Source organism: Acinetobacter sp. CE-15, assembly GCF_051059255.1.
Lineage (GTDB): Bacteria > Pseudomonadota > Gammaproteobacteria > Pseudomonadales > Moraxellaceae > Acinetobacter > Acinetobacter guillouiae.
In genome coordinates this window covers 2696402-2722071 of record NZ_CP192737.1, presented here as the reverse complement: position 1 = coordinate 2722071, position 25670 = coordinate 2696402, and the positions used below count along the sequence as shown (strand labels likewise).

Sequence of the window (25670 nt, the reverse complement as noted above, 5' to 3'; positions counted from 1 at the left end):
TTTTTGATAAAACCTATCGAATAGAAAAGGATGCTTATGCATCCTTTTTTATTGAAAACAATGTAGAACAACACGTGTTTTAAAACCAGTGCTTAAGGTGCGGGGTTTGGCTGCTGCTGATGAATCGCATCTATTTCCAATAAAATTTCCTCAGACAATTGGGTATCAAAGGCCTGAATATTCTCTTTCAGTTGGTCGAGCGTAGTCGCACCAATAATGGTACTACTCACAAAAAATTGTTGTTTAATAAATGCCAAAGCCAATTGGGTAAGTGTTAAACCATGTTTTTCTGCAAGCTGTGCATATTGTTCAGTTGCCCAATCACTTTGTGGATTGCTATAGCGGCTAAAGCGAGAAAAAAGCGTAATACGTCCTTTTTCAGGGAGTGCGCCGTGGCGATACTTTCCAGTTAGGTAACCAAAGGCCAACGGTGAGTAAGCAAGTAAGCCGACGCCCTCATGTTGTGCGATCTCAGACATCCCAATTTCATAAGTACGATTAAGCAAACTATAAGGGTTTTGTACACTCACAATTTTTTCTAAGCCCAATTGTTCAGCTAAATGTAAAAACTTTAAGGTACCCCAAGGTGTCTCATTAGACAGGCCGATATGGCGAATACGTCCTTTTTTCACTTCTTTTGAGAGTGCTTCTAAGGTTTCAGCAAGCGGGGTAATCTCTTGTGTACGTGCTGCGAGTTGATTGCTGTAACCCAACGTGCCAAAGAAGTTAACAGGGCGTTGTGGCCAATGCAGTTGGTAAAGATCTATATAGTCTGTTTGTAAGCGCTTGAGCGAGCTATCAATAGCACTACTGATCTCTGCTTCTATAAACTTGGTATGCCCATCACGAATTTGACTGCCACCTTGTTGGGGGCCTGCAATTTTTGTGGCAATGATAAGTTTGTCACGCTGACCGTTTTGAGCAATCCAATTCCCAATGATGCTTTCAGTCGACCCCTGTGTTTCTGGTTTAGGGGGTACGGGATACATTTCAGCAGTATCCCAGAAATGAATATTTTGATCGAGTGCATAAGCAAGTTGTTCAAATGCTTCATTCTGATTATTTTGTTCACCAAAGGTCATGGTACCTAAACAAATTTCAGGGACCACAAGATCAGAATGCCCTAAACGATTTGACTTCATTTTATGTCCTTCAAAATTAATATTCAGTATCTTATGAGAATAATAACGTAATTTAAATTTGATAACTAAGTGAAAGAATGTTTCTAATTATCAAAATAAGATAAAGTTATCTGATTTTTTATAAAATGCTCATTTTAGCTTGGTCTTGTTTTATAACATGGTCATGAGACCAGCTCACAGTAATTCTCTGTGTATTTATCGCAACATGAAAAAAGCAAACTCGGGAGTTTGCTTTTAAACTATATTTTAACTTTTTGACAATATTTGATATTTATCCCATTCAACATAATTCTTTAAGGAATTAAATTCTCAAATTTGTTCTCAAGCTTTATTCATCATCTGTGCTTAGTTCGTCTTCAGAAAAATTAGATTCTTCCAAAGATACATCAAATATAAGGATGGCTTTACCGTCGGTTTCGATCATGCCTTGTTCTTCAAGTGTTTTTAGAACACGACCAACCATTTCACGGGAACAACCCACGATACGACCAATTTCTTGGCGAGTAATGCGGATTTGACGGCCGTTTGGCAAGATCATCGCTTCAGGCTGTGCTGAAAGATCAATTAAACAACGCGCAATACGACCAGATACATCAATAAATGCAAGGTCAGTTACTTTGCGTGTTGTATTTTTTAAACGACGAACAAGTTGTGCAAATACGGCATAACTTAAGTCAGGATATTGTTTACTAATTTCGTGGAAATTGTCATATGAAATTTCAGCAATTTCACATACGTCACGGGTTCTTACTTCCGCAGTACGTTGTGGATTCTGCTCAAATAATCCCATTTCCCCAAAAAAGTCCCCAGGGTTCAAATATGCAACAACAATTTCACGTTCATCATCTTCACGTAAAATAATTGAAACTGAACCTTTTAAAATTAAATACAGTGATTTTGACTCTGAACCTGCATCAATAATCGTTGAGCGTTTTGGAAAACGATTGATGTGGGCTCTTTTGAGCAAAGCTTTGACTGACTCAGGTAGTTGACCAGGAGACAAAGCATCTGTACTAAGTTGTGCAAAATTAGAAGACATGCTTAAAAATTCCGAATTGGATAATAACTAGATCTGTTGATCTAAATTGAACTCGTCACGTAGAAGCAGTAGAGATGAAATTCCTTATCAACTCATTTTATGCTAGTGTACAGGTACCCCGTAAATTTATAGCTTTTTTTAGGTAGTTGCAATGCAAACTAGCGTTCATTGGTTAGAGAATGTTGCTTTCGAAGCAAAATCAGAAAGTGGTCATCAAATTGTGATGGATGGTTCTGCTGAATATGGTGGTGAAAACCGTGGACCACGTCCTATGGAACTCATATTAATGGGACTTGGTGGGTGTGCTTCATTCGATATTGTGACCATTTTAAAGAAATCTAGGCAAAATGTAACAAATGTTGTTTGTCAGCTCAAAGCGGATCGCGCAGACACGATTCCCGCTGTATTCACGAAGATACATTTACATTTTGTGGTAACAGGGCATGATGTAAAAGAGAAGCAAGTAGCTAAAGCTGTTGAATTATCAGCCGAAAAGTATTGCTCAGCAAGTAAAATGCTGTCAGATGGTGGTGTTGAAATCACCCATGATTTTGAAATTATTTCCGCGGAATAACGGAATTAATTTTAAAAAAGCCAATCAAAAGATTGGCTTTTTTTTAACGTGTTTTGGCTGCTTAAGTTGGTGACTTATCCGATCAAAATTAAAAAAATAAATTATTACAAAATGTGTATTTGTTCAAAAATAAGCATTTTTGAAACAAGCGTTCAAAGGTTTCTTCGCATTTTTCTTGCTAAATTAAGGTGATAAAAATAATTGTGGGTCAACTCTGGCATTATTTAAGCTCATTCCCCAGTGTAAATGTGGGCCTGTTACTCGTCCTGTTTTACCCACCAATCCCAATAAATCTCCTTGTTTCAAGATTTGCCCTTTTTCTACATTGATTTTACTGAGGTGACAAAACATACTGATCAGACCTTGTCCGTGATCAATCATGACAGTATTTCCATTAAAGAAATAATTGCCAGTCGCAACCACTGTTCCCGCAGCAGGCGCAACCACTTTTTGTCCAATGGGAGCAGGGATATCTAAACCAGAATGTGGAGCACGTTCTTCACCATTAAAAAAACGTTTACGACCAAATGAATTACTAAATTTTCCTGCTGTAGGACGGATAAATTTGGGAAAGTCTTTCCATTGTGCAGGGCTAAATGAGCTGTAAACACTGTTTTGTTCTTTCGCTTCTTGGCTATAACGATCAAGTTGTTCCTGATTTGGATTGACGTAATCCTGATTTTTTACATTGAGGCGTTGCTCAGCATATTTAAATGGCTTCACTTCAATATTAATTGGGCCTGTAGAGCTTTGTAATTGCAGTGAACCCAATGGCGCTGAAAGCGGAATTCCAAAAACAATATGATTTACTGCATTTTCACCATCCACGATCAAGACAGGTTTATCTTGGTAAGTGACATTTAACACAGTTTTAGCAACAGGAATAACCGCTATGCCACCTGCACGACGTGAGTCTTGAGGTAAGGCGAAGGCTTGAGTTGCTATAATTAAGCTAGATAGTAGGAAAAGTTTTTTGATTGAAGGCATAAATAACATACAAGGTTTAATTTTTTGTAGTATCTCGCTTTTTTATTCAGATGCTCAAGCATGTGATTGTTAAATTATAAGACAAGACAGATGTAAGTGAATTACTTAAAGCGATTGGCCATAAACATAATAAGCCAGATAATTAGAAAATGAGCATGATAAAAGACTGTGATTAATTTGAGTAAATAATTTTACATTATTTAATATAATTAACAATTCTATTAAATTTGTCTTAATGTTTGATCTTATGTTTTAATCTTTATGCCTTCATTGAATAACAATAATTGGACTAAGTATGACGAAACCTAAATTTTTACATGAATTACCAATTGAACAGTTCAAACAGATGTCTCAAGAAGACATAAAGCAAACAATAAAAGCAGAGCAGCTTTATTTTCGACATAGGCCCAAAAAAATCTATTACCTTGCGGTAAATGGGGCTAAAACTAAAAATGGTGGGTTAGTTAAAGCGAGTGCATTGCAAAGCCGAATAGGTGGATTGCCTATTGCTTTAGTTGGTGACGATGTTATTTACGCAGATGGGACAATTTCTAAAATCATTTCAGGAGCTGGCAAGGGTTGCCTTATAAATGGTCAGTCCGCTGCATTGGTGGGAAGCTCCTTAGAGAATGGTGATGAGATTGTAGATAGCCCTAACATCTCTGTAGCTATAAATATCTTTATTGGTGATAAGACCCCTGAAGGCTTTTTGTGCCAAGAAGGTGTTAATCATGGCTAAAGGTTTTGCAATTCATAACTCTATGACAAATCATGGAGGCATCATTCAAGCAACTCAACAGCGAACATCCCAAATGGGAAATCTATTTCTATGTGCAGGGGATGGTCACTTTTGTCCTAAGTGTAAATGCTGGTCGACAATACAACCGAGTCATAACCATATTATTATGGACGGAAAACCAGTCGCTTACGTTGACGATCTATTAAGTTGTGGAGCTAAAATTTTACCTAAACAAGATCATGTTGTTGGAACAAGTCAAGGTTCTCTTTATATTCGTTCTTCAGGCTCAAAAGAGCCTTTACAAAATAGCTTTATAGATAAAGTAATCTCAACAAATTTTGGTTTGCAGTATCAATTATTAGATAAAGCTACTCAGAAACCGTTGGTTGATTTTCCATACCAATTGAAACGTGCAAACGGTGAAGTTATTGAGGGGAAAACTGATGAAGATGGAAATACAGTTCATATTGATTCAGGTGATCAAGAGGAACAAGTAGAGCTAATTATTTATGACCTTTCTAAACCAATGCCTCCACTAGATGATGACTTAGGGTAAAAAATTATGGCTGACGTTATTGTAACTGATAAGGGTATGTTTCCTAAGGGTATTGAAGTTTGTAACTATCCCACTGTAACGTGTAATCCAGCGTTTAAAGTTGGTAATTACTACATTGCTGCACCTTACAATTTTTTCTTTGACGAAGATCATTGGAAAGCACTTCAAGAAATAAATAAGGTAGAATTTTTCTTAGCTTTGCGCTTTGGCTTGGAATATGACATAAATAAATTTGGTGATGGAATGATTAATAAGCTTTCATTCAACACCATGATGTATATAAAGTTTCAACAATATGTGCGAAAACATGCTTTGAAAGATGCGACCAAGCTTGTAATGCAGTTTGAAAAAGCTACTTTTTCTTTGCGTTTGAAAGTTCCGCCATTTGGCTTAATGGATATATTTAAAGCTTTAGGTGTTAAAAATAACCTGAAATTACCTGAAGCTATGAGTAATATTCAGCAATTAGCAGAAAATGGTTATTCTCCACTTTATGTAAATAGGGCAACCTTTAAGTCTATTTTTAACACTGATTATCACCCAGCTATGCTTAAGCAATTAACTTTGGATGGGACGTATCGAGGTGAGGGTTCAGTATCCCAATTGCAAGAATATGATAAGAGATGAATAGAATAATATGATTTTTAGACAATTAACTCTCTTTGCTTTACTACCTTTTATTACTTTGGGTTGTTCTGCAAATGAGTCAGAAGTGGACTTTGTACAAAAATATATTGAAACAAGTGAAGTGTTTATTAGTTACGATATTCCAGTATATCGAGCTGCTGATGTAACCAAAAAAAATGTAGTTTCTGATGCAATATATAAATCCTCATTAGCAAAACTGTTTTCAATGTATGCGTATGAACAACAATTTCCTGAAAAGTATGTTGTAGAAGACCATACGGATCCTAAGAATTTTTTTGGTTATTGTTGGATGGGGAAATTTGTGACAGATTACAAACCATTTGCTCCGAAACCCTCTTTAGCTGATGTTGAAGCATTGCAGTGGCTCGATAAAAAGCGCGCTATATGGAGCCAGCATATTAGTAAAAATTTTAGCAAGAATACATCCGTGAAAAATTACTGCCCTTACTAACAGGTACAGCCGATATATTTATTTTAAAGTTATGAGTAATATAGTCTTAAAAATGTTGCAAAAATAGGTTGATAAAAATAATGGTAAATCAATCTGATTTAAGCTAAATAGCGACTTAATTAGTTTGTTGGAGTGTAGCGTTTTATCGAATTGAGAGGATATTTTTAGTCATTGGATGAATTACACATTCCATTCAAAAATAGATCATACAATCACCACCTCGAAAAATCGCATGCCTAATTAATTAAGCATGTGATTATGATCGATCAATAAAGTCATTAAGAACTAAAAAGTAAACGCTAAAGTTTAAAATTAAGATTTATAAGGTTTAGCACGGCGCAGTTGATGCAATACTGAAACCAATAAATCAATTTCCTCAGTGGTATTATAAAACGCAAGAGAAGGGCGTACCGTACGTTCAACACCGAAACGGCGTAAGATCGGTTGGGCACAATGATGCCCAGTACGCACGGCGATACCATATTGGTTGAGTACTTTCCCGACCTCTTCCGTTTCATAGCCTGCTAGTGTAAAAGACATCACACTGGCTTTATTTAATGCAGTACCTATCAGACGTAGACCAGAAACACTTTGTAGCGCATGTTGACCATATTCAAGCAAGTCATGTTCATAACGTGCAATGTTATGGATTCCAATGCTTTCTACGTATTCTAAGGCAGCACCTAAGCCAACAGCATCTGCAATATTCCCCGTACCTGCTTCAAATTTATTTGGGGCAGGTTGATAGACCACATTCTCAAACGTCACATCCTGAATCATATTTCCGCCGCCTTCCCATACAGGCATGCTATCAAGTAATTCAGACTTGGCATAAACAGCGCCAATACCCGTTGGGCCAAAAACTTTATGCCCAGAAAACACAAAGAAATCGGCATCTAAGGCAGTAACATTGGTGGGCATATGTGAAACAGACTGAGCACCATCAATCAAAACTCGCACACCCGCTGCATGCGCCAATGCAATAATTTCTTGAGTAGGCGTTACAGTACCCAAGGCATTAGAAACCTGTGTAATCGAAACCAGTTTGGTTCTAGGATTGAGCAATTTTACAAATTCCTCAATCTGAATCTGACCAGTATCATCTACAGGAATCACACGGAGTTTTGCACCAGTTTCTTTACTGAGTTGGTACCAAGGTACAATATTGGCATGATGCTCAAGATGGGACACAATGATTTCGTCTCCCGCTTGAATATTCTGTTTACCCCACGATTTTGCGATTAAATTAATACCTTCTGTTGTACCTCGAACAAAGACGATATTTTTTGCTGAAGCGGCCCCAATAAAGCGAGCCACAACATCACGCGCATACTCATAAGCATCACTGGCACGTGCTGCAAGTTCATGTGCTGCACGGTGAATATTCGAATTTTCATGTTGATAGAAATATGAAATTCGATCGATGACCGCCTGAGGTTTATGGGTGGTGGCTGCATTATCCAACCAAACCAATTGCTTACCATTTACACGTTCTTGTAGGATGGGAAAATCCCGACGGATTTGCAAAATATCAATGGGTTGATAGTTCTGAGTATTCGCTGGTATTTGCACATCTGAATGCGGACGAAGAGCTTCAATGGTAGGTGATTGAAGAAAATAATAACCAGACGCTGCGGTTGCAGGTTTGTCGTTACGATCTTGTAATACACTTTTTAATTGCTGGTCATCAGTCACATGATAATCATCAAAAGCATATGGATTTTTAAGCACATCAGTTTGAGCCACATTTGTATTTACTGTTTGGGCGCTGGCAACTTCAGGGTGAGGCAGATCCAAAAAGTAATAACTTGATTGAGCTTGATGTGGTGCAGTCGTTGTTAGGTTTGATGGAGCAGTCTGTTGTGTGATTTGTGTAGGATTCAATGACAAATCTAGCTTTTGTCCGATAGCAAATGGATCAGGAGTATTTGCACCCCCAACGATGGGCGAGGAAGATAGAATTCTACGCTCAGGATGATCGGCGGTCGGTTCTACATAGTGATGTGTAGAATCTGGATTTAAATTTGCCTGTTGCACAATGGCAGGTATACGTCCAGACAATGCAGCAATAGGATCTTTAGGCTGTGGTTGATGGCTAACACCTTGAGATCGTTGATCGGGTAGATCAAAGTTAAAACCTTGTGGGTTTTGTTTGGGTAAAGCCGAAAAAAATTCAGCAGCCAATTGAGCAATGACAGATTCACTGATGGGTGCATCAGCAATATGATCAGAAGAAATATCTGGAGTGGCTTGATTACTTGTAAGTTGTTGGATAGTCATGGTACTTGTCTACCTCCACATCTTCGAGCACAGCGAGTGCATCATCTGTCAACACAGCAAGAGAACAATATAAGGAGATTAAGTAAGAGGCGATTGCATTACGATTGATGCCCATAAAGCGTACAGATAGGCCCGGTGCCTGTTCACCTGCAAGACCTGGTTGGAATAAGCCAACAACACCTTGACGCTTTTCACCGACACGTAACAAGATAATTTTGGTTTTGCCGTCTTCAACTGGAATTTTATTTGAAGGAATCAGTGGAATACCGCGCCAAGTGATGAACTGTGAACCAAATAGGCTTACGGTTGGTGGTGGAACACCACGACGGGTACATTCACGTCCAAAAGCCGCTATCGCATCGGGATGTGCTAAGAAGAAGCCCGGTTCTTTCCAAACTTTGCGCAGTAAATCATCAAAATCATCTGGTGTGGGTGCACCTGTCAAAGTGGAAATACGTTGTTCATCTGCAACACTTGCCAATAAGCCGTATTCAGGATTATTGATCAATTCACTTTCTTGACGTTCTTTAATGGTCTCGATGGTTAAGCGTAACTGTTCTTTGATTTGATCGTGAGGACTACTATATAAGTCAGAAACACGGGTATGAATATCCAGTACAGTGGAAACACCATTTAAAAAGTATTCACGTGGATTAACTTCATAGTCGACAAAAGTTTGTGGAAGTGTTGCTTCATCACGTTGTGTACACGCCACCTGAATGTCATCGGTATTGCTGACTTTGTTGACACGGTAAATACCCGCTTCAACAGGGGTCCATTGCAATAAATGTGTTAGCCAACGTGGTGTAATGGTGGAGAGTTGCGGTACTGTTTTTGTCGCATTGGCAAGTTGACGAGCTGCTTGATCATTCAACGCTTGGCGTGTGACTTCTTGGTTCTTAGCCATGTTTTAATCCTTGGTGGTATTGGAAATTAATTATTGATTACTGGTTTGATTTAAAAATGCTGTTGTTATCTTCTCCAATAAAGTAAAAATTTTGCTCTTGGGGTTTAATTGCGCTGTATATTTATTGGATTAATTTGAGGTTTATTGCGTGCGTTTTATTGCCATTTTCGAGGATTGATAAAAATCATAAGGGGAATAAAGCAAAAGCCTTATTCCTGACGCCAAGGTAAATTGTGGAAACGCCATCCATTAAAAGAACCACGATGATCATTTTCATCAAGGTCGCCTTCAAAGCCTTGTTCAATATTGTAAATATTTTCAAAACCCGCATTAAAAGCCACATTTGCAGCAGCAGCGGAACGTTTACCACTGCGACAAAGCAGAAGAATAATCTTGTCTTTTCCAATTTTAGTTTCAAGTTCTTTGGCAAAGCGTGGATTGCGGTTCAGCGCAGTTCCTGTTGCCCAAGGGATATGCACGGTATCTTCTACATAGCCGACAAATTTACGTTCTTCGTTGGTGCGTACGTCGACAATCACCACATGTCCTGCTTTAAACAAAGCCCATGCTTCATGAGGTAAAATCGTTCCCGTAAATTCTAGATAATGATCTTCAACACGTTGTTTTGCTTGTTCAAAGATATTTTCAATTTGAGCCGTTGTTAATTCGGTAAAGTGTTGTTGATTTAAACTTGTCATTTCATTTGCCTTTTTCAGACTTAAATCACGTCTAAGTCATCATGTATCAGATGTATTGATAACAACTATAATGATTTTATATATTCAATAAATTAATAAAAATTGAATTGCTTATTCTTATTTTGAAATAAGGTTTAAATGATTTTTAAAGATATCTTTATACGAAGAATGTTTATCTACAAGATTGCTAATAAAATAGTATCAAGGGTCTGCTAGCATTTCATATTATAGTTTGCGTTGTAGGTTAAAATGAGCATGAGCGTATATGTCGTAACGCATGGGATAAGGAGAATAGCCAGCTTATTTCTGCGTTTTATAATGTAGGCTGAGATAATTTTAACGATAACCCAGAGTAAGAACAAAGCACTGCTTTGTTTGCAGTCTAAAGTGTAGTTGAGGGACTAGAGTGTTTTTTGCCGCTACTTCGTTACGAACTACTAGTTTAGATGACTAAATTTCGTATTTCGTGCCTCGGATCGCCTAAAAAACACTCGTCGTCGCAAACATAAACGAATTGCCAACAGACCCTGTTCATTCAAAGTGAATAATAAAATTTCATGTTAAGCGCATGGATTGTGAAAAGTCATTTCAGTAGGTAAATATATGACCCAATGGAATATCCCCAATATTGTGGATGAGCTACAACAAGCTCGAAATGAATGGCGTACTCAACGTAAAAGCTTAAAAGACTTTGGCGGTAGGGAATTACCTTCAAAAGATGAAATTAAGAAAATCATGAATGATCTGTGTGGCATCTTGTTCCCCATGCGACTGGGGCCACCTGACCTACGCCAACAAAGTGAAAATTTTTATATTGCACATGCACTTGAGAAAACTTTGCATTCCTTATTGGAGCAAGTCAAACTCAATTTAACCTATGATTATAAATATAAAAAGCATAACGAAAATGCCGATGTGATTGAGGTATTGTCACAAAGTATCGTCAGTGAATTTGCACAAAAATTACCAGATCTACGCCGTATTTTAGATACAGATGTGATTGCGGCCTATGATGGTGATCCAGCTGCACGAAGTGTTGATGAGGTTTTATTGTGTTATCCCGGTATTTTGGCAATTATTTACCATCGTATTGCACATGAGTTTTATAAAAAAGACTTGTCACTGTTGGCACGTTTAATTGCTGAGATTGCACATTCAAAAACTGGCATTGATATACACCCAGGCGCACAAGTCGATCAAGGTTTCTTTATTGATCATGGTACAGGTGTGGTGATTGGTGAAACCTGTATTATTGGTAAAAATGTGCGGATTTACCAAGCCGTTACGCTTGGTGCTAAACGTTTTGAAATTGATGATTCTGGGCGTTTACAAAAAGAATATGCACGTCACCCAATCGTAGAAGACAATGTGGTGATCTATGCAGGTGCAACTATTCTTGGGCGTATTACTATTGGTCAAGGCGCTGTAATCGGTGGAAATGTATGGATTACCCAAAGCGTTGCAGCAAATAGTGCGGTTTCTCAAAGTTCTGCAACCAAGTCAGAAGTGTAAATGCATTGAAAGCTTAATAGGTTGCGTAGCATAAAATTTTTATGCGGTTAAAATGCTTCATTCAGAAAGTGGAATGATGTAGTAAGTTTGATCAACCGAGATGATCAGTTTATTTCTAATTTGATATATCCAAGCAGTGTCAATGGGCAGCTTAAATTGTTTATTTTGCCCATGTTGTTTGATTTCAAATACATCATAGCCAATCGGTGTAAACCAGAATATATAATGATTTCCTGAACCTTGAACGTCATCAATACTTTGATATTTTAGATATTTGGCATTTACAGTGGATAACTCTACTGGCTTTTTGCATTCAGGCAGTCTTATTTCATCTGCTAACTGTGGCAGAAATTTGGAAAAATCACGACTATAGAGATAACTTTGTGGTGTTTTTAAGAGCTGTGTTTCGTGATTAAGAATTAAATAACATTCTGCTTGGTGCTGTTGTAGATAAAGCTTTAACTGTTGAATGAGTTTTAAATTAAAAGGTTCAGCAGGTTGAGCAGGATAATCATCTGGTGAAAAATCACGTTTTGGTTGTTCAGGCTTGTCTCTAAAAATATCTTTGAAATTTTCGATTACAGATTGCTGCTGTTGTTTATGTTCTTTTTGAGCTTCTGCGGTTGCTTTGGCCGAAATATATTGAGGATCAAAATAAACCGTTGTGCCATATTCTAAGACTTTCTTTTGATATATTTTTTCTTGCACCATTTGCTCTAAAATTGTCTGAGCAAATGCAGTATAGGAAAATGAAGTCATGGCCGTTGAATTTTGTGTCTGTGCATTGAACAAATAAGCTTGCATTGGATCATTCACACCAGATTGAAAGGTTTTTATAGTGATGAGAAAGTGATTGTGATTTAAGGCGACAATTTGATTGATCAATTGATTTGTTTGCGCAGCAATGAAATGAGGCTGAATCTGTTGATCATGATTTAGATCGTAAGTACATATTTTAAAATTCTTTACAGGATTTTGTTTTACATGACTTTCAGGGCAATTGTAGACAATAAAATTTTCATTGATGGCTTTTCTATTCATATCATCAGAGGTTTTAAACCATGTGAATTCTATGCCTGATATATTTGGTGTTAATTGCTGGATATGTTGGTGCGGAAATTCTTCACTATTTGGCGATTTGTAGCCACAGGCATACAGTGCAGATACTGCAATTAATACAGAGAATGATTTACCGAAAGTCAACATTGTTCTTATACTAAAATCTCTCAATACTCCTTACTCTAAAAGCATATCGTTGAAAATACAAACGCTTAAAAAACTAATCTTCTATATTTTTCCATCATCTTACTTGAAAAATAACGTTTCAGCACAGATATTAATACTGAAATCTATTCCAAGTGTTTTGGTAAGTTTTTGAAAAATATATAAATTAATTCACTATTGCTATTGAAATCGAAAAAAACGTTCCCATTTATTATTCAAGTACAAAATTTGTTGTGAGGAATAACAAGAATGCGATTTGAAAAATTTACGAACCGCCTGCAGCAAGCCTTATCTGATGCACAATCTCAGGCAATGGGTAATGATAATACCGCAATTGAGGGTATTCATATTCTTTCTGTTTTATTGGAAGAACCATCCAATCTTAGCCTGTTGCAACAGTCAGGCGCCAATCTACCTGAGTTAAAAACAAAACTGCAAAAAGCCTTAACAGATGCGCCAAAAATTGGGACACCGACTGGGGATATCAATTTAAATCCTGAAGCTGTGCGTGCGCTTAATTTGGCAGATAGTTTTGCTCAAAAAGCAGGAGATGAATTTTTATCTACGGATTGGGTGATCTTGGCACTTGCTGAAACAGGTGCAACCAAAACATTGTTAACCAGTGTAGGCGTAACAACCGACAAACTACGCAAAGCAATTGAAAATATTCGAGGTGGCGAACAAGTTATGGCAAATAACCATGAAGATCAGCGAGATTCACTCAATAAATATACCGTAGATCTAACGGCACGTGCTGCGGAAGGCAAACTTGACCCTGTGATTGGTCGTGATGAAGAAATTCGTCGTACCATCCAAGTGTTGTCACGTCGAACTAAAAATAATCCTGTATTGATTGGTGAACCGGGTGTCGGTAAAACAGCGATTGTGGAAGGTCTGGCACAGCGTATTATCAATGGTGAAGTGCCTGAAGGCTTAAAGGGTAAACGTGTTTTATCATTAGATTTAGGCTCGTTGTTGGCTGGTGCAAAATACCGTGGTGAGTTTGAAGAACGTTTAAAAGCAGTACTCAAAGATCTGGCTAAATTTGATGGTGAGATCATCCTATTTATTGATGAGCTACATACGCTTGTTGGTGCAGGTAAAGGTGATGGCGCAATGGATGCAGGTAATATGTTAAAACCTGCATTGGCACGTGGTGAATTACGTTGTGTGGGTGCAACAACACTGGATGAGTATCGCCAATTTATTGAAAAAGATGCAGCTTTGGAACGTCGTTTCCAAAAAGTTCTGGTGGATGAACCAAGTGTTGAAGACACCATTGCAATTTTACGTGGTCTAAAAGACAAATATGCAACGCATCATGGTGTGCAAATTCTCGATTCTGCAATCATTGCAGCCGCGAAAATGTCACATCGCTATATTACAGACCGTCAATTGCCAGATAAGGCGATTGATTTGATTGATGAAGCAGCATCACGTATCAAAATGGAAATTGACTCAAAACCTGAGCCACTTGACCGTTTAGACCGCCGTTTAATCCAATTAAAAATGCAATTGGAAGCGGTGAAAAAAGATGCAGATTCAGTCAGTAAAGCTGAAGTTGAGCATTTGGAAAAACAAATTGCAGATGTTGAAAAAGAATATAGTGATTTGGAAGAAATTTGGATTGCAGAAAAGCGTCTAGTCGATGGTACAAATCAGGCGCAAATCGAACTTGATAAAGCACGTACTGCATTTGAAAAAGCGCAACGTGAAGGTGATTTGGCAGAAGCAAGTCGTTTGCAATATGGCGTGATTCCAGAGTTGCAAAAACGTTTGAATGAAGAAGAGGTTGCGGAAGTCAATGAAGAACCGAAACTGATTCGTACCAAAGTGACTGAAAATGAAATTGCAGAAGTGGTCAGTGCTGCAACCGGTATTCCTGTGTCAAAAATGCTACAAGGCGAGCGTGAGAAATTGCTTCATATGGAAGATTTCTTACATAACCGTGTGGTGGGACAGGATGAAGCTGTGGTTGCTGTCTCAAATGCAGTTCGTCGTTCACGTGCGGGCTTATCTGATCCAAATCGTCCAAGTGGTTCGTTCTTATTCCTTGGACCAACAGGGGTGGGTAAAACTGAGTTAACCAAGGCTTTAGGTAACTTCTTATTTGACAGTGATGATGCGATTATTCGTATCGATATGTCAGAGTTTATGGAAAAGCATTCGGTGAGTCGCTTGGTGGGTGCGCCTCCGGGTTATGTGGGTTATGAAGAAGGTGGTGTTTTAACTGAAGCAGTACGCCGCAAACCGTACAGTGTGGTGTTATTTGATGAAGTTGAAAAAGCCCATCCAGATGTATTCAACATCTTATTACAAGTGTTGGATGATGGTCGATTAACAGACTCACAAGGCCGTGTGATTGACTTTAAAAATACCGTGATTGTGATGACATCGAACTTAGGTTCAAGTGATGTACGTGAACTCGGTGAAGGTGCTAGTGATGAAGATGTTCGTTTAACGGTGATGAATGCCGTATCACAACATTTCCGTCCTGAGTTTATTAACCGTATCGATGAATTGGTGGTGTTCCACTCGTTGAAAAAATCACAAATTCGTGGCATTGCGGATATTCAATTGGATCGTTTACGTTCACGTTTATCTGAACGAGACATTGGATTGAAAGTCGATGATCAGGCCTTTGATATTCTGATTGATGCTGGTTTTGATCCTGTATATGGTGCGCGTCCACTTAAACGTGCAATTCAACAACAGGTTGAAAATCCATTGGCTCAGCAAATCCTTGCCGGTCAATTTACAGCAGGTGATACCATCTTAATCAGTGCTGAAAATGGTCAACTTGATTTTGGTAAATTAAAATTAAGTTAATTTATCCAGCAGTATAACCGAAGCCAACTACCGTAAGGTGGTTGGCTTTTTTATTGGATAAGCATTTATATTTTTGCGTTACAGATTCCGATCAGTAGGATTTTCGCGTTCTACATAAGTGTAAGCATTGGTGCAAGGGGAAGTAATCTTGATGGATAGCACTTGTGAAGGGGAAATGAGGTTGATTGAGCAGCAGAATGCCACATTAAGACTTTCGCATAATAGGGAAAACACTACACATCATAGAATTGATGCAAAGGTTTAGTGCCTGTTTAATCCTTCAATCAAGCATCCAGAGCTATAGGGATGCATAGATTTATAAACCATCCTAAACCAGCAATTGGCATAGTCTTGGCTTTTTATCATATTATTTTAATCATCAGATATTTATGCGTGTTTATTTCGGTTTTACCTATTATCGGGTTTTTCATGAATTTATTGAAAAAACGGTCAAAAATTGATAGTTTTTCAATGAGGAATAATAAGAAAGGAAAAGTTGATCATGATGATCAAAGATAAGGACAAATCTGATTATTTAAAAATACTCGGTTTTCTCTTGATGGCATTTAGTTCGATAGAGGCATTGGCAGATAAATTAGATGATCAAGATCTTGCCGAGCAATCTGTAGGTGTGGTTAAACTGTCACCCATTATTATTAAAGCTGTCAAGGATAATGCACAACAACCTGTCGAAGAGCAAAATAACCTGCATAAACAAGTTGCTCAGGAAAGGTCAGACGATGCTAAAAAAGATGAAATTTATTCTACCGTGTTAACTGATTTCGAGTGGCAGAAAAAAGACCCAGATCCAAATCAACCTGGGGATAAATATTTAAAGCCACTTGAAAAATATAGAATAATTGAGGTTGGCTATAATCCATATCAACGCCATGATGTTCGAATTACAACCCAAGATCGTGTCACACTTTATATAGGACATGAAATTGACCCCGTGGCTTATAAATAAGCCCGAGGTCTAGTATGATTAAACAGGGAAGTGTTTAATTTTCCATGCTCTATGGATTTTTTGATTACGTTTGAAATCTAAGCCAATCGTTTCATTGGTGATCTCTTGTACATCAAACATTGCATCGATTTCTTCGTCCATCTCAAAACCACGGTAGTTATTTGAGAAATACAACGTTCCCTCTGTGGTTAGACGATTCATTGCACGTTTAAGTAAAGAAATATGGTCACGTTGCACGTCAAAAGTACCGTAGAATTTCTTTGAGTTTGAGAAGGTTGGTGGGTCAATAAAAATCATGTCATATTGTTCATGACCTTCTTTTAACCATTCAAAACAATCGCTTGAGAAGAATTGATGCTGTTCATCCGGATGATCAACCGTTAAGCCATTCAAGACAAAGTTTTCTTTAGACCAATTTAGATAAGTATTGGATAAGTCAACACTTGTCGTACTTGCAGCACCACCTAAAGCAGCGTGTAGACTTGCTGTAGAAGTATAACTATACAGGTTCAGGAAATGTTTTCCTTTAGCTTCAGCTGCAATACGTAGACGCATTTGACGGTGATCTAGGAATAATCCAGTATCCAAATAATCAGTCAAGTTGATTAAAATTTTGGCTTTACCTTCTTGCACAATAAAACGTTTAGATGCAGTACTTTGTTTTGCGTACTGAGTTTTACCTTCTTGACGGGCACGAGTTTTAATAAAGATCGCATCACGACCTAGACCTGTTACGGCACGGATTGAAGCCAAAGCAAGGTTAAAACGTTTTTTGGCTTTTTCTGGGTCAATGGTTTTTGGTGGTGCATATTCTTGAACATGTAGACGATCACCATACAAATCTACAGCGACATTAAAGTCTGGTAAATCTGCATCATAGAGACGTAAACAATAAATATCTTCTTTTACAGCCCATTTTTTCAAAGCTTGCATATTTTTTTGCAAACGATTGGTAAAGTCTTCTGCGCCTTCAATTTTTTCAAATTGTTGAGGTTGCCAATCTGCAAGGAAGGGTTTAACCACAGCTGCTGGCTTAATATCACCAAAACGAATATAAATTGGCAATTTACCATTCATTAAACGTAAGATTTGTGGATTGTTAAATGCCAATACATCAGCTTGTTCAACAGCCGCTGCGATAACGGCAGCATGTTGATTGGGGAAATTCTTTTGTAGAAGTGCTGACAGACCCAGATATAAAGCTCGGTTAGAGGCTTTTTCCCCTAAACGCTCACCATAAGGTGGGTTGGTGACAATAAATGAAGTTTTGCCTTCTGCTTGGAAATCAGGCCAATCTGCTAAAGTACGCTCTTCAATTTGAATTTGATCCAGTTGTTGCTCAAATCCAGCAGCAATAATATTTTGTTTGGTTGCTTTTACTGCTTCCCAATCTGCATCATAGGCATAGAATTTAGGTAAAGGTTGTTCTAGGGCAACTTTATGACGTTCAGCTGCTTCAGCTTTAATCGACATCCATAACTCATGATCATGTCCATTCCAGCCATTAAAGCCGAAACGGCGCACTAAACCAGGTGCACGATCAGTCAGGATCATCAATGATTCAATAATAAAGGTTCCTGAACCACACATTGGGTCAAGAATAATTTCTGGATTGCGTTGTTTAAGCTGTGCTTTTTGTAGGATAGCGGCGGCTAGGTTTTCTTTAATCGGCGCATCTGTCATAAAACGACGATAGCCACGCTTATGTAAAGAATCTCCAGATAAATCTAAACAATAGGTGTGTTCAGTTTTTCCAGCAAGCACATACAGGGTAATTTCAGGCTGTTTAATGTCGATACTTGGACGTTTACCGACAGCTTCCATGAAGGAATCAACCACACCATCTTTAACACGTAAAGTCGCAAACTGTGTGTTGACTTTAATATCACGTTCTACGTGAAGACGAATTGCGAAAGTACTTTGTGGTGCAAAAATAAGTGACCAATCAAAATTGATCGCACCTTCATAAAGTTCTTCTGCAACGTCACGTGCGTCATGGGTAAATTCAAGTTCATGAACATGAATCGGTGTTAGTACACGAGAAGCCAAACGTGACCACATACAAACACGGTATGCATCTTCGAGTTTGCCTTTAAAGATCAAACGTCCAGGAAATTTTTCAATATCTTGAATCCCTAAACCTTGAATTTCTTCTTGCAGTAAGGTTTCTAGTCCATCTGCACAGGTAACCCAATATGTAGAAAGACGTGGTTTCGAATTCATGAATATTTCCAAAGACATTAAAAAAGCAATCGCGTATTTTAGCGTATTTTGATGACGAAAACTTATAGAATGGCCTTTTAAGTCCGAAATTTTAAAAAAAGTACCAAATTCAGTTAAAAATTTGGTTTTTTTGCTTGAAATATATTCAAATATCAATATGTAGATAAGATCAAATAACGAATTTAAAAAATGCTCAGTCTTATTGTTTCAATGTTTATTTTTTCGCTGTCTATGTCGATTTCACCAGGACCTGTGAATTTGACCATTTTAACCAGCAGTATGAATTATGGTGTAAAAGCAACTTTTGCATTTATTTCAGGGGCGACCATTGGTTTTACCTTGTTATTGGCATCAGTCTGTTTTGGTTTGTATCAAATGATTGTGATCTATCCTGTACTTCTTGATGTGATCACGATTTTAGGTACAGTTTTATTGCTGTGGATTGGACTCAATATTCTACGTGCAAAAGGGACCATTATCTCAAGTCAACCCCATAATGAAGCAAAAATACCAACCTTTATACAGGGTGCGTTGATGCAATGGCTAAATCCCAAAGCATGGATTGCCGCAGTGGCGGGTACAGGGCTATTTTCAACGGGGCATATCCATGCTGTTTTATTGGTTTTTGTAGTGATTTATTTTGTCGTCTGTTATCTATCTTTATTGCTGTGGGGGATTGCTGGTGAAAAGTTAGCAAGCTTTTTAAATACAGGAAATCGAGCACGTCTTTTTAATATCGTGATGGGTGTGTTATTAATTTTGATTTCATTGGAAATGTGTTGGCGCTATTTTTATCATTAAAATTTGATTTAACTTTCTTACATTCAATGTAAGGCTTAAACATGGATTTATTTTTACAATTGCACTGATGTATTGAACAGAATAGTGTCGCTGATAATCATGATGTTTTAGTTGATAGGCTAGGTCAAATGACTAAAAAGCAAAAAAATCGAAACATTGAGCAAAGCTCTGAAATATTTGAAGTATTACTGATTTGCATCAAGTCATTGATCATAAATGAAGCTTATGTTTTTGTATGAACTTTTAGAAACTCTTGGTTATCAATTCATTTTTGTATTTTTGAATCATAGATGGTGATCCTATAGTGGGGCGACAGGGATGTCGCCGTTGGGCGGGGGTAAAGGACGTACCCCTCGCACGACGGAAGATTTTTGTCACTTTTCATCTCTGAAAAGTGAGGCATCGCCTACGCAAAGCTATTTAAACTTTGAATGTAAGGTGTGGCATTGCAAGATTTTTAGAATTAAACAATTTATTTTTCTCATGTAATTGATTTAATTTAAAATATTGATTAAGAGAAATTATATTCTCGTTTCTGAGTTTTTTGACAGGTTGAATATAGTTCATGATGAGCGCAAAGTGCATACGGGGCAATTTCTAGATCTATTTGAAGGTCCTCAATGTGTGGGGTGGGTTCTAGTCGGTAAGCGTTTAAATAGAGAATAATGTGTATACATTATTAATTCATTTTATGGTGTGATTTTGGTACACAATTTGCTTAATTATCCATCGTATTGGCTCAGAAATTTAATTGAATTTTTAATGAATTAATAAATACGGGGATTTCTATGCAAGATCTTAACAACAGCAGATTTATTGCACATGCAGATGCGTTTTCCATTGGGGCATTAATCTTAACGCGATTAAGACGTGTGACAGGGCGTGTGATTGATGTGATGTATTTAGTGGATAATAAAAGCTATGCACAGTATGTGATTGATATGTCATTGGCGACTCAAGATCCAGAATTAAATCGTCATGCCTTGCGCTTACAGCATTTATTAGAACAGGAACAACCAGCTTCCTCTGTGAATACAGTAACGACAACCCAAGTTGAACAAAGCGAGGACGCATATGTTTCTGGTGCAACAGAAGAAGAAATTTATCGAGCACAAGTTTCACATCACTATATTGGTGCATTGAGATAAGTTGGGCAATAAGCTCTAGCTATAGCGTTAGAGCTTAATTGATAAAGTATGATAAAAATTAAAACTCATTTATAGTATTTTTAAGCTGAGGATAAGCTGTGAGACAATCACTTGAGTTATACGAAATTCAATGCAGAAATTAGCAAATATTTAAAAAACCACCAAATGATTTACGTGGGTACGGCTGATGAGTCGGCACAACAAACTGAGCTGCGATTAAGTCATTATCATCAAGCAAAGGCTGTTGTGTTTAAACTGTGGGTTGAACAGAAAAAATATAAAGAATTGATCTCATGTGCGCATGGGCGTTGGTATCCTTATGAGGATTTTACTCTGCCATTGGCACAATATTTTGCTGCTCAACAGGATTTGCCATATTTAAAATTTCTTTGTGAACACGAGATCCGCTTTCGTTTAAAAGATACCTTAAAGTGCTTAAAACGTGTAAAAGAATATGATGCGACATTAACTAATATACAAATATCGGAATATCAACTGCATGATTTTGATTCACAGAAGTACCATCCCATAGCAGAATTACTTAAATGGCGTAATCAAGCCTTGCTGAGAATAGATGCTTATATTGAGCTGTTAAAAGATCAATCAGATATTGACTACCTCAATATGATTCAGCAACTTCGAGAAAAATTGATCAACTTAACACTCAAACTTGCAGACTTAAAGCAGATCAAATTTAAAATTTGATCGCTGACTTTTATGACTATTTGTCCAAAACTTCAACTGCCAAAGAAAAAGAAAATCTGTATAATACGTTAACTTAACCTCTAAGGAATCTCTCATGCACTTGGCGGCATTGCATACACCGAGTCAGATTCAACTCAATAATGACGGAAACTTAAAGCATTTCCTGACCATCGAAGGTCTTTCTAAAGCAACCCTCACCAAAATTCTAGATACAGCCCATTCCTTTATAAATGATCAAAATCAACTGATAACGACACCACTTTTAGAAGGTCGTACAGTGATGAACTTATTCTTTGAAAATTCGACACGTACACGAACTACTTTTGAAGCGGCTGCAAAACGCTTATCTGCAAATGTATTGAACATTGATATCGCACGATCAAGTACTTCAAAAGGGGAAACATTGCGCGATACGCTATGGAACCTCGAAGCGATGGCAGCAGATATTTTTGTTGTACGTCATTCTTCATCAGGCGCAGCACATTTTATTGCTGAAACAGTTTGTCCACACGTTGCAATCATCAATGCTGGAGATGGGCGTCATGCTCATCCAACTCAAGCAATGTTAGATATGTTAACCATTCGCCGTGAAACGAAAAAGAATTTTGAAGACATTAGTCTGGCGATTATTGGTGATATTAAGCATTCGCGTGTGGCACGTTCAGATATCGCAGCATTACAGACTTTAGGTTGTAAAGATATCCGTGTAATTGCACCAAATACTTTGCTTCCGTGTGGTTTTGATGAATATGGTGAAGGCGTTCGATTGTTCAATAAAATGGATGAAGGCATTAAAGACTGTGATGTGATCATTACTCTTCGTATTCAAAATGAACGTATTGATTCACCAGCTTTGTCGTCACAAGCTGAATTTTACAAAATGTATGGTTTAAATAAAGATCGTCTTGCCATGGCTAAACCTGATTGTATTGTTATGCATCCGGGACCGATGAACCGCGGTGTAGAGATTGATTCTAGTATTGCTGATGGTACACAGTCGGTAATTTTGCATCAAGTGACCAATGGTATTGCGGTGCGAATGGCTGTTTTGGCTTTGGCAATGCAAGGTCAGTTGCAAGAGAAAGGTTTGTTAGAAGCGATTGCGGTTTAAGGTTAAGGATAAAGTCATGAGTAGTGTAAAAATTGAAAATGTACGTGTCTTAGACCCAATTAAAAAAACGGACACTGTACAAACGGTTTATGTTGAACATGGAAAAATAGTCGAATCATCTGCCAATGTCGTGGATACCATTGATGGACAAGGCAAATGGTTGATACCGACTATGGTTGATTTGTGTGCACGATTACGTGAGCCAGGTCAGCAACAGCATGGTACCTTGAAGTCAGAAGGTAAAGCGGCACGTGAAAATGGTATTTTGCATGTATTTACCCCACCTGATTCAAAGCCGATCGTGCAAGACAATGGTGCTTTGATTCATGGACTTGTAGAAAAAGCCATGTTAGATGGTGGTATTCATTTACAAGTGATTGGTGCGCAAACCCAAGGTTTAAATGGTAAACAACCCGCAAATATGGCAGGTTTAAAAAAAGGTGGTTGTACTGCCGTTTCAAACGCCTATGCTACTTTTAAAGATGATGATGTGGTTCTGCGTACCTTGGAATATGCGGCTGGTTTAGACATGACCGTGGTGTTTTATCCAGAAGAGCATCAGATCGCAAAAGACGGTTGTGTACATGAGGGGTTTATTGCCTCACGTCAGGGACTACCGATGATTCCAGCACTGGCTGAAACAGTTGCTATTGCGAAATACCTATTGATGATTGAAGCAACAGGTGTCCAAGCGCACTTTGGTTTGCTTTCAAGTGGTGCATCTGTAGAGTTGATTAAAATTGCAAAAAGCAAAGGTTTGCCTGTGACGGCAGATGTTGCAATGCATCAATTGCATTTAACAGAACATTTGATTGATGGTTTTAATTCTTTGGCACATGTGCGCCCACCATTGCGTGCTGAAAAAGACAAAGAATTACTGCGTCAAGGTGTCAAAGACGGTGTGATTGATGCGATTTGTACCCATCATGAACCTTTGAGTGGTTCTGCGAAATTAGCGCCTTTTGCTGAGACTTTACCCGGTATTAGCGCATTTGATACCTATGTGTCTTTTGGGGTGCAATTGGTTCGTGAAGGTTTGTTTGAGCCTTTAGAATGGGTTGAAAAAGTTACGCTTGCCCCTGCAAAAGTGGCCAATATGACGGATCGTTGGGTCAAAGAGTCGGGTTGGGCTTTGGTTGATCCAGATCTAGAATGGGTTGTTAACAATGACAGTATTTTATCTCATGGAAAAAATACGCCATTAATCAATCAAAAAATGGTCGGTAAAGTACTGCAAACGTTTACTGCCTAAGCTGTAAAATTTACATAAGCGCAAAAATTGAAACAAAAAGCCAGCATAAGCTGGCTTTTCAAATAGATATTGAACACGCTGTGCTACAAAAAGCTATTATAACTATTAGAATTTAATCACTAGAATAAAAAATGATCAATAAAATGATTTTTAATGTGACAAATACAACAATGAAATCGGAGTGTCCAAAATTATGAATATTATTGAGCTTCTAAAAGAACGGGTGACCACAAAAGTTTTACAGGGTGATCTTCAGTTTCAAGATGAAAAAATCGGTGCTTTAAGTGCCTTTTATCCCATTCTCCTCTCTGTTTTAAAATCAAAACCAGAACTTATTAATACACTTCAACAAAATCTAAATCCTCGCTTAGGCGATATTTTCAGTCATCAACCAGAAACAGTCACACATTTTTTAGGACTGGTTGCGGGCAATGCACCAACCCAAGAAATTGAAACCACATTAAACCACTCTATTGCTCCAACTTTATCATTGCTTGCAGATCAAGCAGGTTCAGATGATAAGCATGAAATTTTTGATTTTATCAAAGTGCAATGGAACAATATTCAGGATGCTTTGCCAGCTTGGGCAACAGGATTATTTGCTACATTGGGTTTAAGTGTAGGTGGTCTTGGTTTCGCAGCCACAACGCAAGCTGCACCCGTGGCTGAGGCAGTTATCCCGCCTGTAGAACCTGTGGCACCGATACCTGTACAAAGTGTATCTCCAACACCAGTACCCCTTGATACGTCTACAATCACAACAAATTCGATCCAAGATGAACCTAAAAAATCCAATTGGTTATTGCCAATTATTGCTTTGTTGGTGATTGCCGGATTGGCCGCATTGTTATTTAAACAATGCAGTAGCAAACCACCAGTAGGGGGTGATCCAGTAAGCAGTGGTGCTTCACAAGCTGTTGCTGATGTGCAAGCCGCTGAACTGCAAATTTCAACAGATGCTGAAGGTAAATTAGCAAGTTGTCAGGCACAATCGAGCAGTCAATCTTTATTGGACAGTTTAAAAACCAGTATTGCCTCTGTGTTTGGTCAAACCGATCATTGTCAACTCACAGCCAGCAGTGCTTATGCCGCTGATTTGCCGGATCAAAATGCTGTAGATCAGGTGTTGGCTAAAATTAAAGGCATTCCAAATATTTCACTGGCTTGGATCGGTGATCAACTTACCATTCAAACAGCAGATTTAGCACAAGCACAAAAATTGGCAGATGAGTTAAAAGCTATTGCTCCTAATCTACATATTTCTGTAGAGCAAACAGCCGATGCAAATGCAGCTGCAACAAGCAGTGCTGTAAATATAGATACAAGTAACTCACAAGCAGACCAAGCGCTGTCAAGCATTCAGGCGGATAAAGCAAATGTAAATGATATTGCAGCTGCATTGAATTTACAGGTAATTAATTTTGCGACAGGTTCTTCAGGTATTCCAGAAGCCAATAAAGCGATTTTGGATAAGGCAGCGAATTTGTTAAAACAACTACCAGATGCAAAACTCGTGGTTAAAGGCTATACCGATAATGTTGGGAATGCGGATTCAAACAAAAAATTATCTGAAAAACGTGCAAAATCGGTTGTTGCATATTTGGTTGAAAAGGGCGTACATACCTCACAGTTAACTGCTGAAGGACATGGTCAAGACAATCCAATTGCAGATAATTCAACCAAAGAAGGGCAATTTAAAAACCGCCGTATCGAGTTTGAAGTACTTGGTGCAACGACGCCATAATCTTTTTGAGCGGTATGTTCGGTGTTAAAACAGGCATAAATTGTATAAAAAGCTTCTGAATATCCAGAAGCTTTTTATTTTTTACTCGAAAATTCTTCAATTATTTGGTTAAATGAGCCACATAAAAATATGA

General features: G+C 38.0%; 22 protein-coding genes. 14 read left to right on the top strand and 8 right to left on the bottom strand.

Going from position 1 to position 25670, the window contains the following annotated elements:
- Positions 1-92 precede the first annotated feature (92 nt).
- Positions 93-1142 (bottom strand): NADP(H)-dependent aldo-keto reductase, encoded by a 1050-nt coding sequence (locus ACQ7EO_RS12665; protein WP_434277497.1) that lies wholly within the window; start codon positions 1140-1142, stop codon positions 93-95.
- 328 nt (positions 1143-1470) lie between these two features.
- Positions 1471-2181: a cAMP-activated global transcriptional regulator CRP gene (crp, locus tag ACQ7EO_RS12660; RefSeq protein WP_004721139.1), complete on the bottom strand. Its 711-nt coding sequence runs from the start codon at positions 2179-2181 to the stop codon at positions 1471-1473.
- Between the two features lie 151 nt (positions 2182-2332).
- On the opposite strand from crp, the gene ACQ7EO_RS12655 reads away from it, so the two are divergent.
- The gene (locus tag ACQ7EO_RS12655) at positions 2333-2755 is read left to right on the top strand and encodes an OsmC family protein (RefSeq protein WP_004721138.1); all 423 of its coding nucleotides are present in this window, start codon (positions 2333-2335) and stop codon (positions 2753-2755) included.
- A gap of 183 nt (positions 2756-2938) precedes the next feature.
- Here ACQ7EO_RS12655 and ACQ7EO_RS12650 read toward each other — a convergent pair whose 3' ends face one another.
- On the bottom strand, positions 2939-3742 hold the full coding sequence (locus ACQ7EO_RS12650; protein ID WP_406565193.1) for a peptidoglycan DD-metalloendopeptidase family protein: 804 nt from the start codon (positions 3740-3742) through the stop codon (positions 2939-2941).
- 295 nt (positions 3743-4037) lie between these two features.
- Here ACQ7EO_RS12650 and ACQ7EO_RS12645 point away from each other — a divergent pair, with 295 nt between their 5' ends.
- From ACQ7EO_RS12645 to ACQ7EO_RS12630, 4 genes are read left to right on the top strand one after another with little or no spacing between them, the layout of a single operon-like run.
- The gene (locus tag ACQ7EO_RS12645) at positions 4038-4481 is read left to right on the top strand and encodes a PAAR domain-containing protein (protein ID WP_434277496.1); all 444 of its coding nucleotides are present in this window, start codon (positions 4038-4040) and stop codon (positions 4479-4481) included.
- The gene (locus tag ACQ7EO_RS12640) at positions 4474-5037 is read left to right on the top strand and encodes a PAAR domain-containing protein (protein ID WP_262085821.1); all 564 of its coding nucleotides are present in this window, start codon (positions 4474-4476) and stop codon (positions 5035-5037) included. The genes ACQ7EO_RS12645 and ACQ7EO_RS12640 overlap by 8 nt, the downstream gene beginning before the upstream one ends.
- Positions 5038-5043: 6 nt before the next feature.
- Entirely contained in the window at positions 5044-5664 is a 621-nt protein-coding gene (locus tag ACQ7EO_RS12635; protein ID WP_303577057.1) for a hypothetical protein, read from the top strand.
- A 10-nt stretch (positions 5665-5674) separates the two neighbouring features.
- Complete coding sequence (locus ACQ7EO_RS12630) at positions 5675-6136, top strand: hypothetical protein (protein WP_303577058.1); 462 nt, start codon at positions 5675-5677, stop codon at positions 6134-6136.
- A 312-nt stretch (positions 6137-6448) separates the two neighbouring features.
- On the opposite strand, the gene ACQ7EO_RS12625 is transcribed toward ACQ7EO_RS12630, so the two are convergent.
- The 3 genes from ACQ7EO_RS12625 to ACQ7EO_RS12615 form a co-directional block, all read right to left on the bottom strand.
- The gene (locus ACQ7EO_RS12625; RefSeq protein WP_434277495.1) at positions 6449-8416 is read right to left on the bottom strand and encodes a family 2A encapsulin nanocompartment cargo protein cysteine desulfurase; all 1968 of its coding nucleotides are present in this window, start codon (positions 8414-8416) and stop codon (positions 6449-6451) included.
- Positions 8391-9323, bottom strand: coding sequence for a family 2A encapsulin nanocompartment shell protein (locus ACQ7EO_RS12620; RefSeq protein WP_004721119.1), 933 nt, complete (start codon positions 9321-9323; stop codon positions 8391-8393). The genes ACQ7EO_RS12625 and ACQ7EO_RS12620 overlap by 26 nt, the downstream gene beginning before the upstream one ends.
- Before the next feature lie 209 nt (positions 9324-9532).
- The gene (locus tag ACQ7EO_RS12615; RefSeq protein WP_004820984.1) at positions 9533-10021 is read right to left on the bottom strand and encodes a rhodanese-like domain-containing protein; all 489 of its coding nucleotides are present in this window, start codon (positions 10019-10021) and stop codon (positions 9533-9535) included.
- Between the two features lie 603 nt (positions 10022-10624).
- Between ACQ7EO_RS12615 and epsC the strand changes: the two genes are divergently transcribed.
- Complete coding sequence (gene epsC / locus ACQ7EO_RS12610) at positions 10625-11533, top strand: serine O-acetyltransferase EpsC (protein WP_434277492.1); 909 nt, start codon at positions 10625-10627, stop codon at positions 11531-11533.
- A gap of 57 nt (positions 11534-11590) precedes the next feature.
- Here epsC and ACQ7EO_RS12605 read toward each other — a convergent pair whose 3' ends face one another.
- Positions 11591-12739: a hypothetical protein gene (locus ACQ7EO_RS12605; RefSeq protein ID WP_434277490.1), complete on the bottom strand. Its 1149-nt coding sequence runs from the start codon at positions 12737-12739 to the stop codon at positions 11591-11593.
- 267 nt (positions 12740-13006) lie between these two features.
- Between ACQ7EO_RS12605 and clpB the strand changes: the two genes are divergently transcribed.
- The gene (gene clpB, locus ACQ7EO_RS12600; RefSeq protein WP_004820987.1) at positions 13007-15586 is read left to right on the top strand and encodes an ATP-dependent chaperone ClpB; all 2580 of its coding nucleotides are present in this window, start codon (positions 13007-13009) and stop codon (positions 15584-15586) included.
- A 502-nt stretch (positions 15587-16088) separates the two neighbouring features.
- Positions 16089-16553 (top strand): hypothetical protein, encoded by a 465-nt coding sequence (locus tag ACQ7EO_RS12595; protein ID WP_004820988.1) that lies wholly within the window; start codon positions 16089-16091, stop codon positions 16551-16553.
- A gap of 18 nt (positions 16554-16571) precedes the next feature.
- Here ACQ7EO_RS12595 and rlmKL read toward each other — a convergent pair whose 3' ends face one another.
- On the bottom strand, positions 16572-18776 hold the full coding sequence (gene rlmKL / locus ACQ7EO_RS12590; protein WP_004721106.1) for a bifunctional 23S rRNA (guanine(2069)-N(7))-methyltransferase RlmK/23S rRNA (guanine(2445)-N(2))-methyltransferase RlmL: 2205 nt from the start codon (positions 18774-18776) through the stop codon (positions 16572-16574).
- 189 nt (positions 18777-18965) lie between these two features.
- On the opposite strand from rlmKL, the gene ACQ7EO_RS12585 reads away from it, so the two are divergent.
- The 6 genes from ACQ7EO_RS12585 (at position 18966) to ACQ7EO_RS12560 (ending at position 25537) form a co-directional block, all read left to right on the top strand.
- Complete coding sequence (locus tag ACQ7EO_RS12585) at positions 18966-19577, top strand: LysE family translocator (RefSeq protein ID WP_434277488.1); 612 nt, start codon at positions 18966-18968, stop codon at positions 19575-19577.
- 788 nt (positions 19578-20365) lie between these two features.
- Positions 20366-20725: a hypothetical protein gene (locus ACQ7EO_RS12580; RefSeq protein ID WP_034612908.1), complete on the top strand. Its 360-nt coding sequence runs from the start codon at positions 20366-20368 to the stop codon at positions 20723-20725.
- Positions 20726-20836: 111 nt separating this feature from the next.
- Positions 20837-21430 carry a hypothetical protein gene (locus ACQ7EO_RS12575; RefSeq protein WP_434277486.1) on the top strand — a complete coding sequence of 198 codons (594 nt, stop codon included), beginning with the start codon at positions 20837-20839 and terminating at the stop codon, positions 21428-21430.
- A 94-nt stretch (positions 21431-21524) separates the two neighbouring features.
- The gene (locus ACQ7EO_RS12570; protein WP_434277485.1) at positions 21525-22541 is read left to right on the top strand and encodes an aspartate carbamoyltransferase catalytic subunit; all 1017 of its coding nucleotides are present in this window, start codon (positions 21525-21527) and stop codon (positions 22539-22541) included.
- Between the two features lie 16 nt (positions 22542-22557).
- Entirely contained in the window at positions 22558-23793 is a 1236-nt protein-coding gene (locus ACQ7EO_RS12565) for a dihydroorotase (protein WP_004820993.1), read from the top strand.
- Between the two features lie 193 nt (positions 23794-23986).
- Positions 23987-25537: an OmpA family protein gene (locus ACQ7EO_RS12560; RefSeq protein WP_434277484.1), complete on the top strand. Its 1551-nt coding sequence runs from the start codon at positions 23987-23989 to the stop codon at positions 25535-25537.
- Positions 25538-25670: the final 133 nt, after the last annotated feature.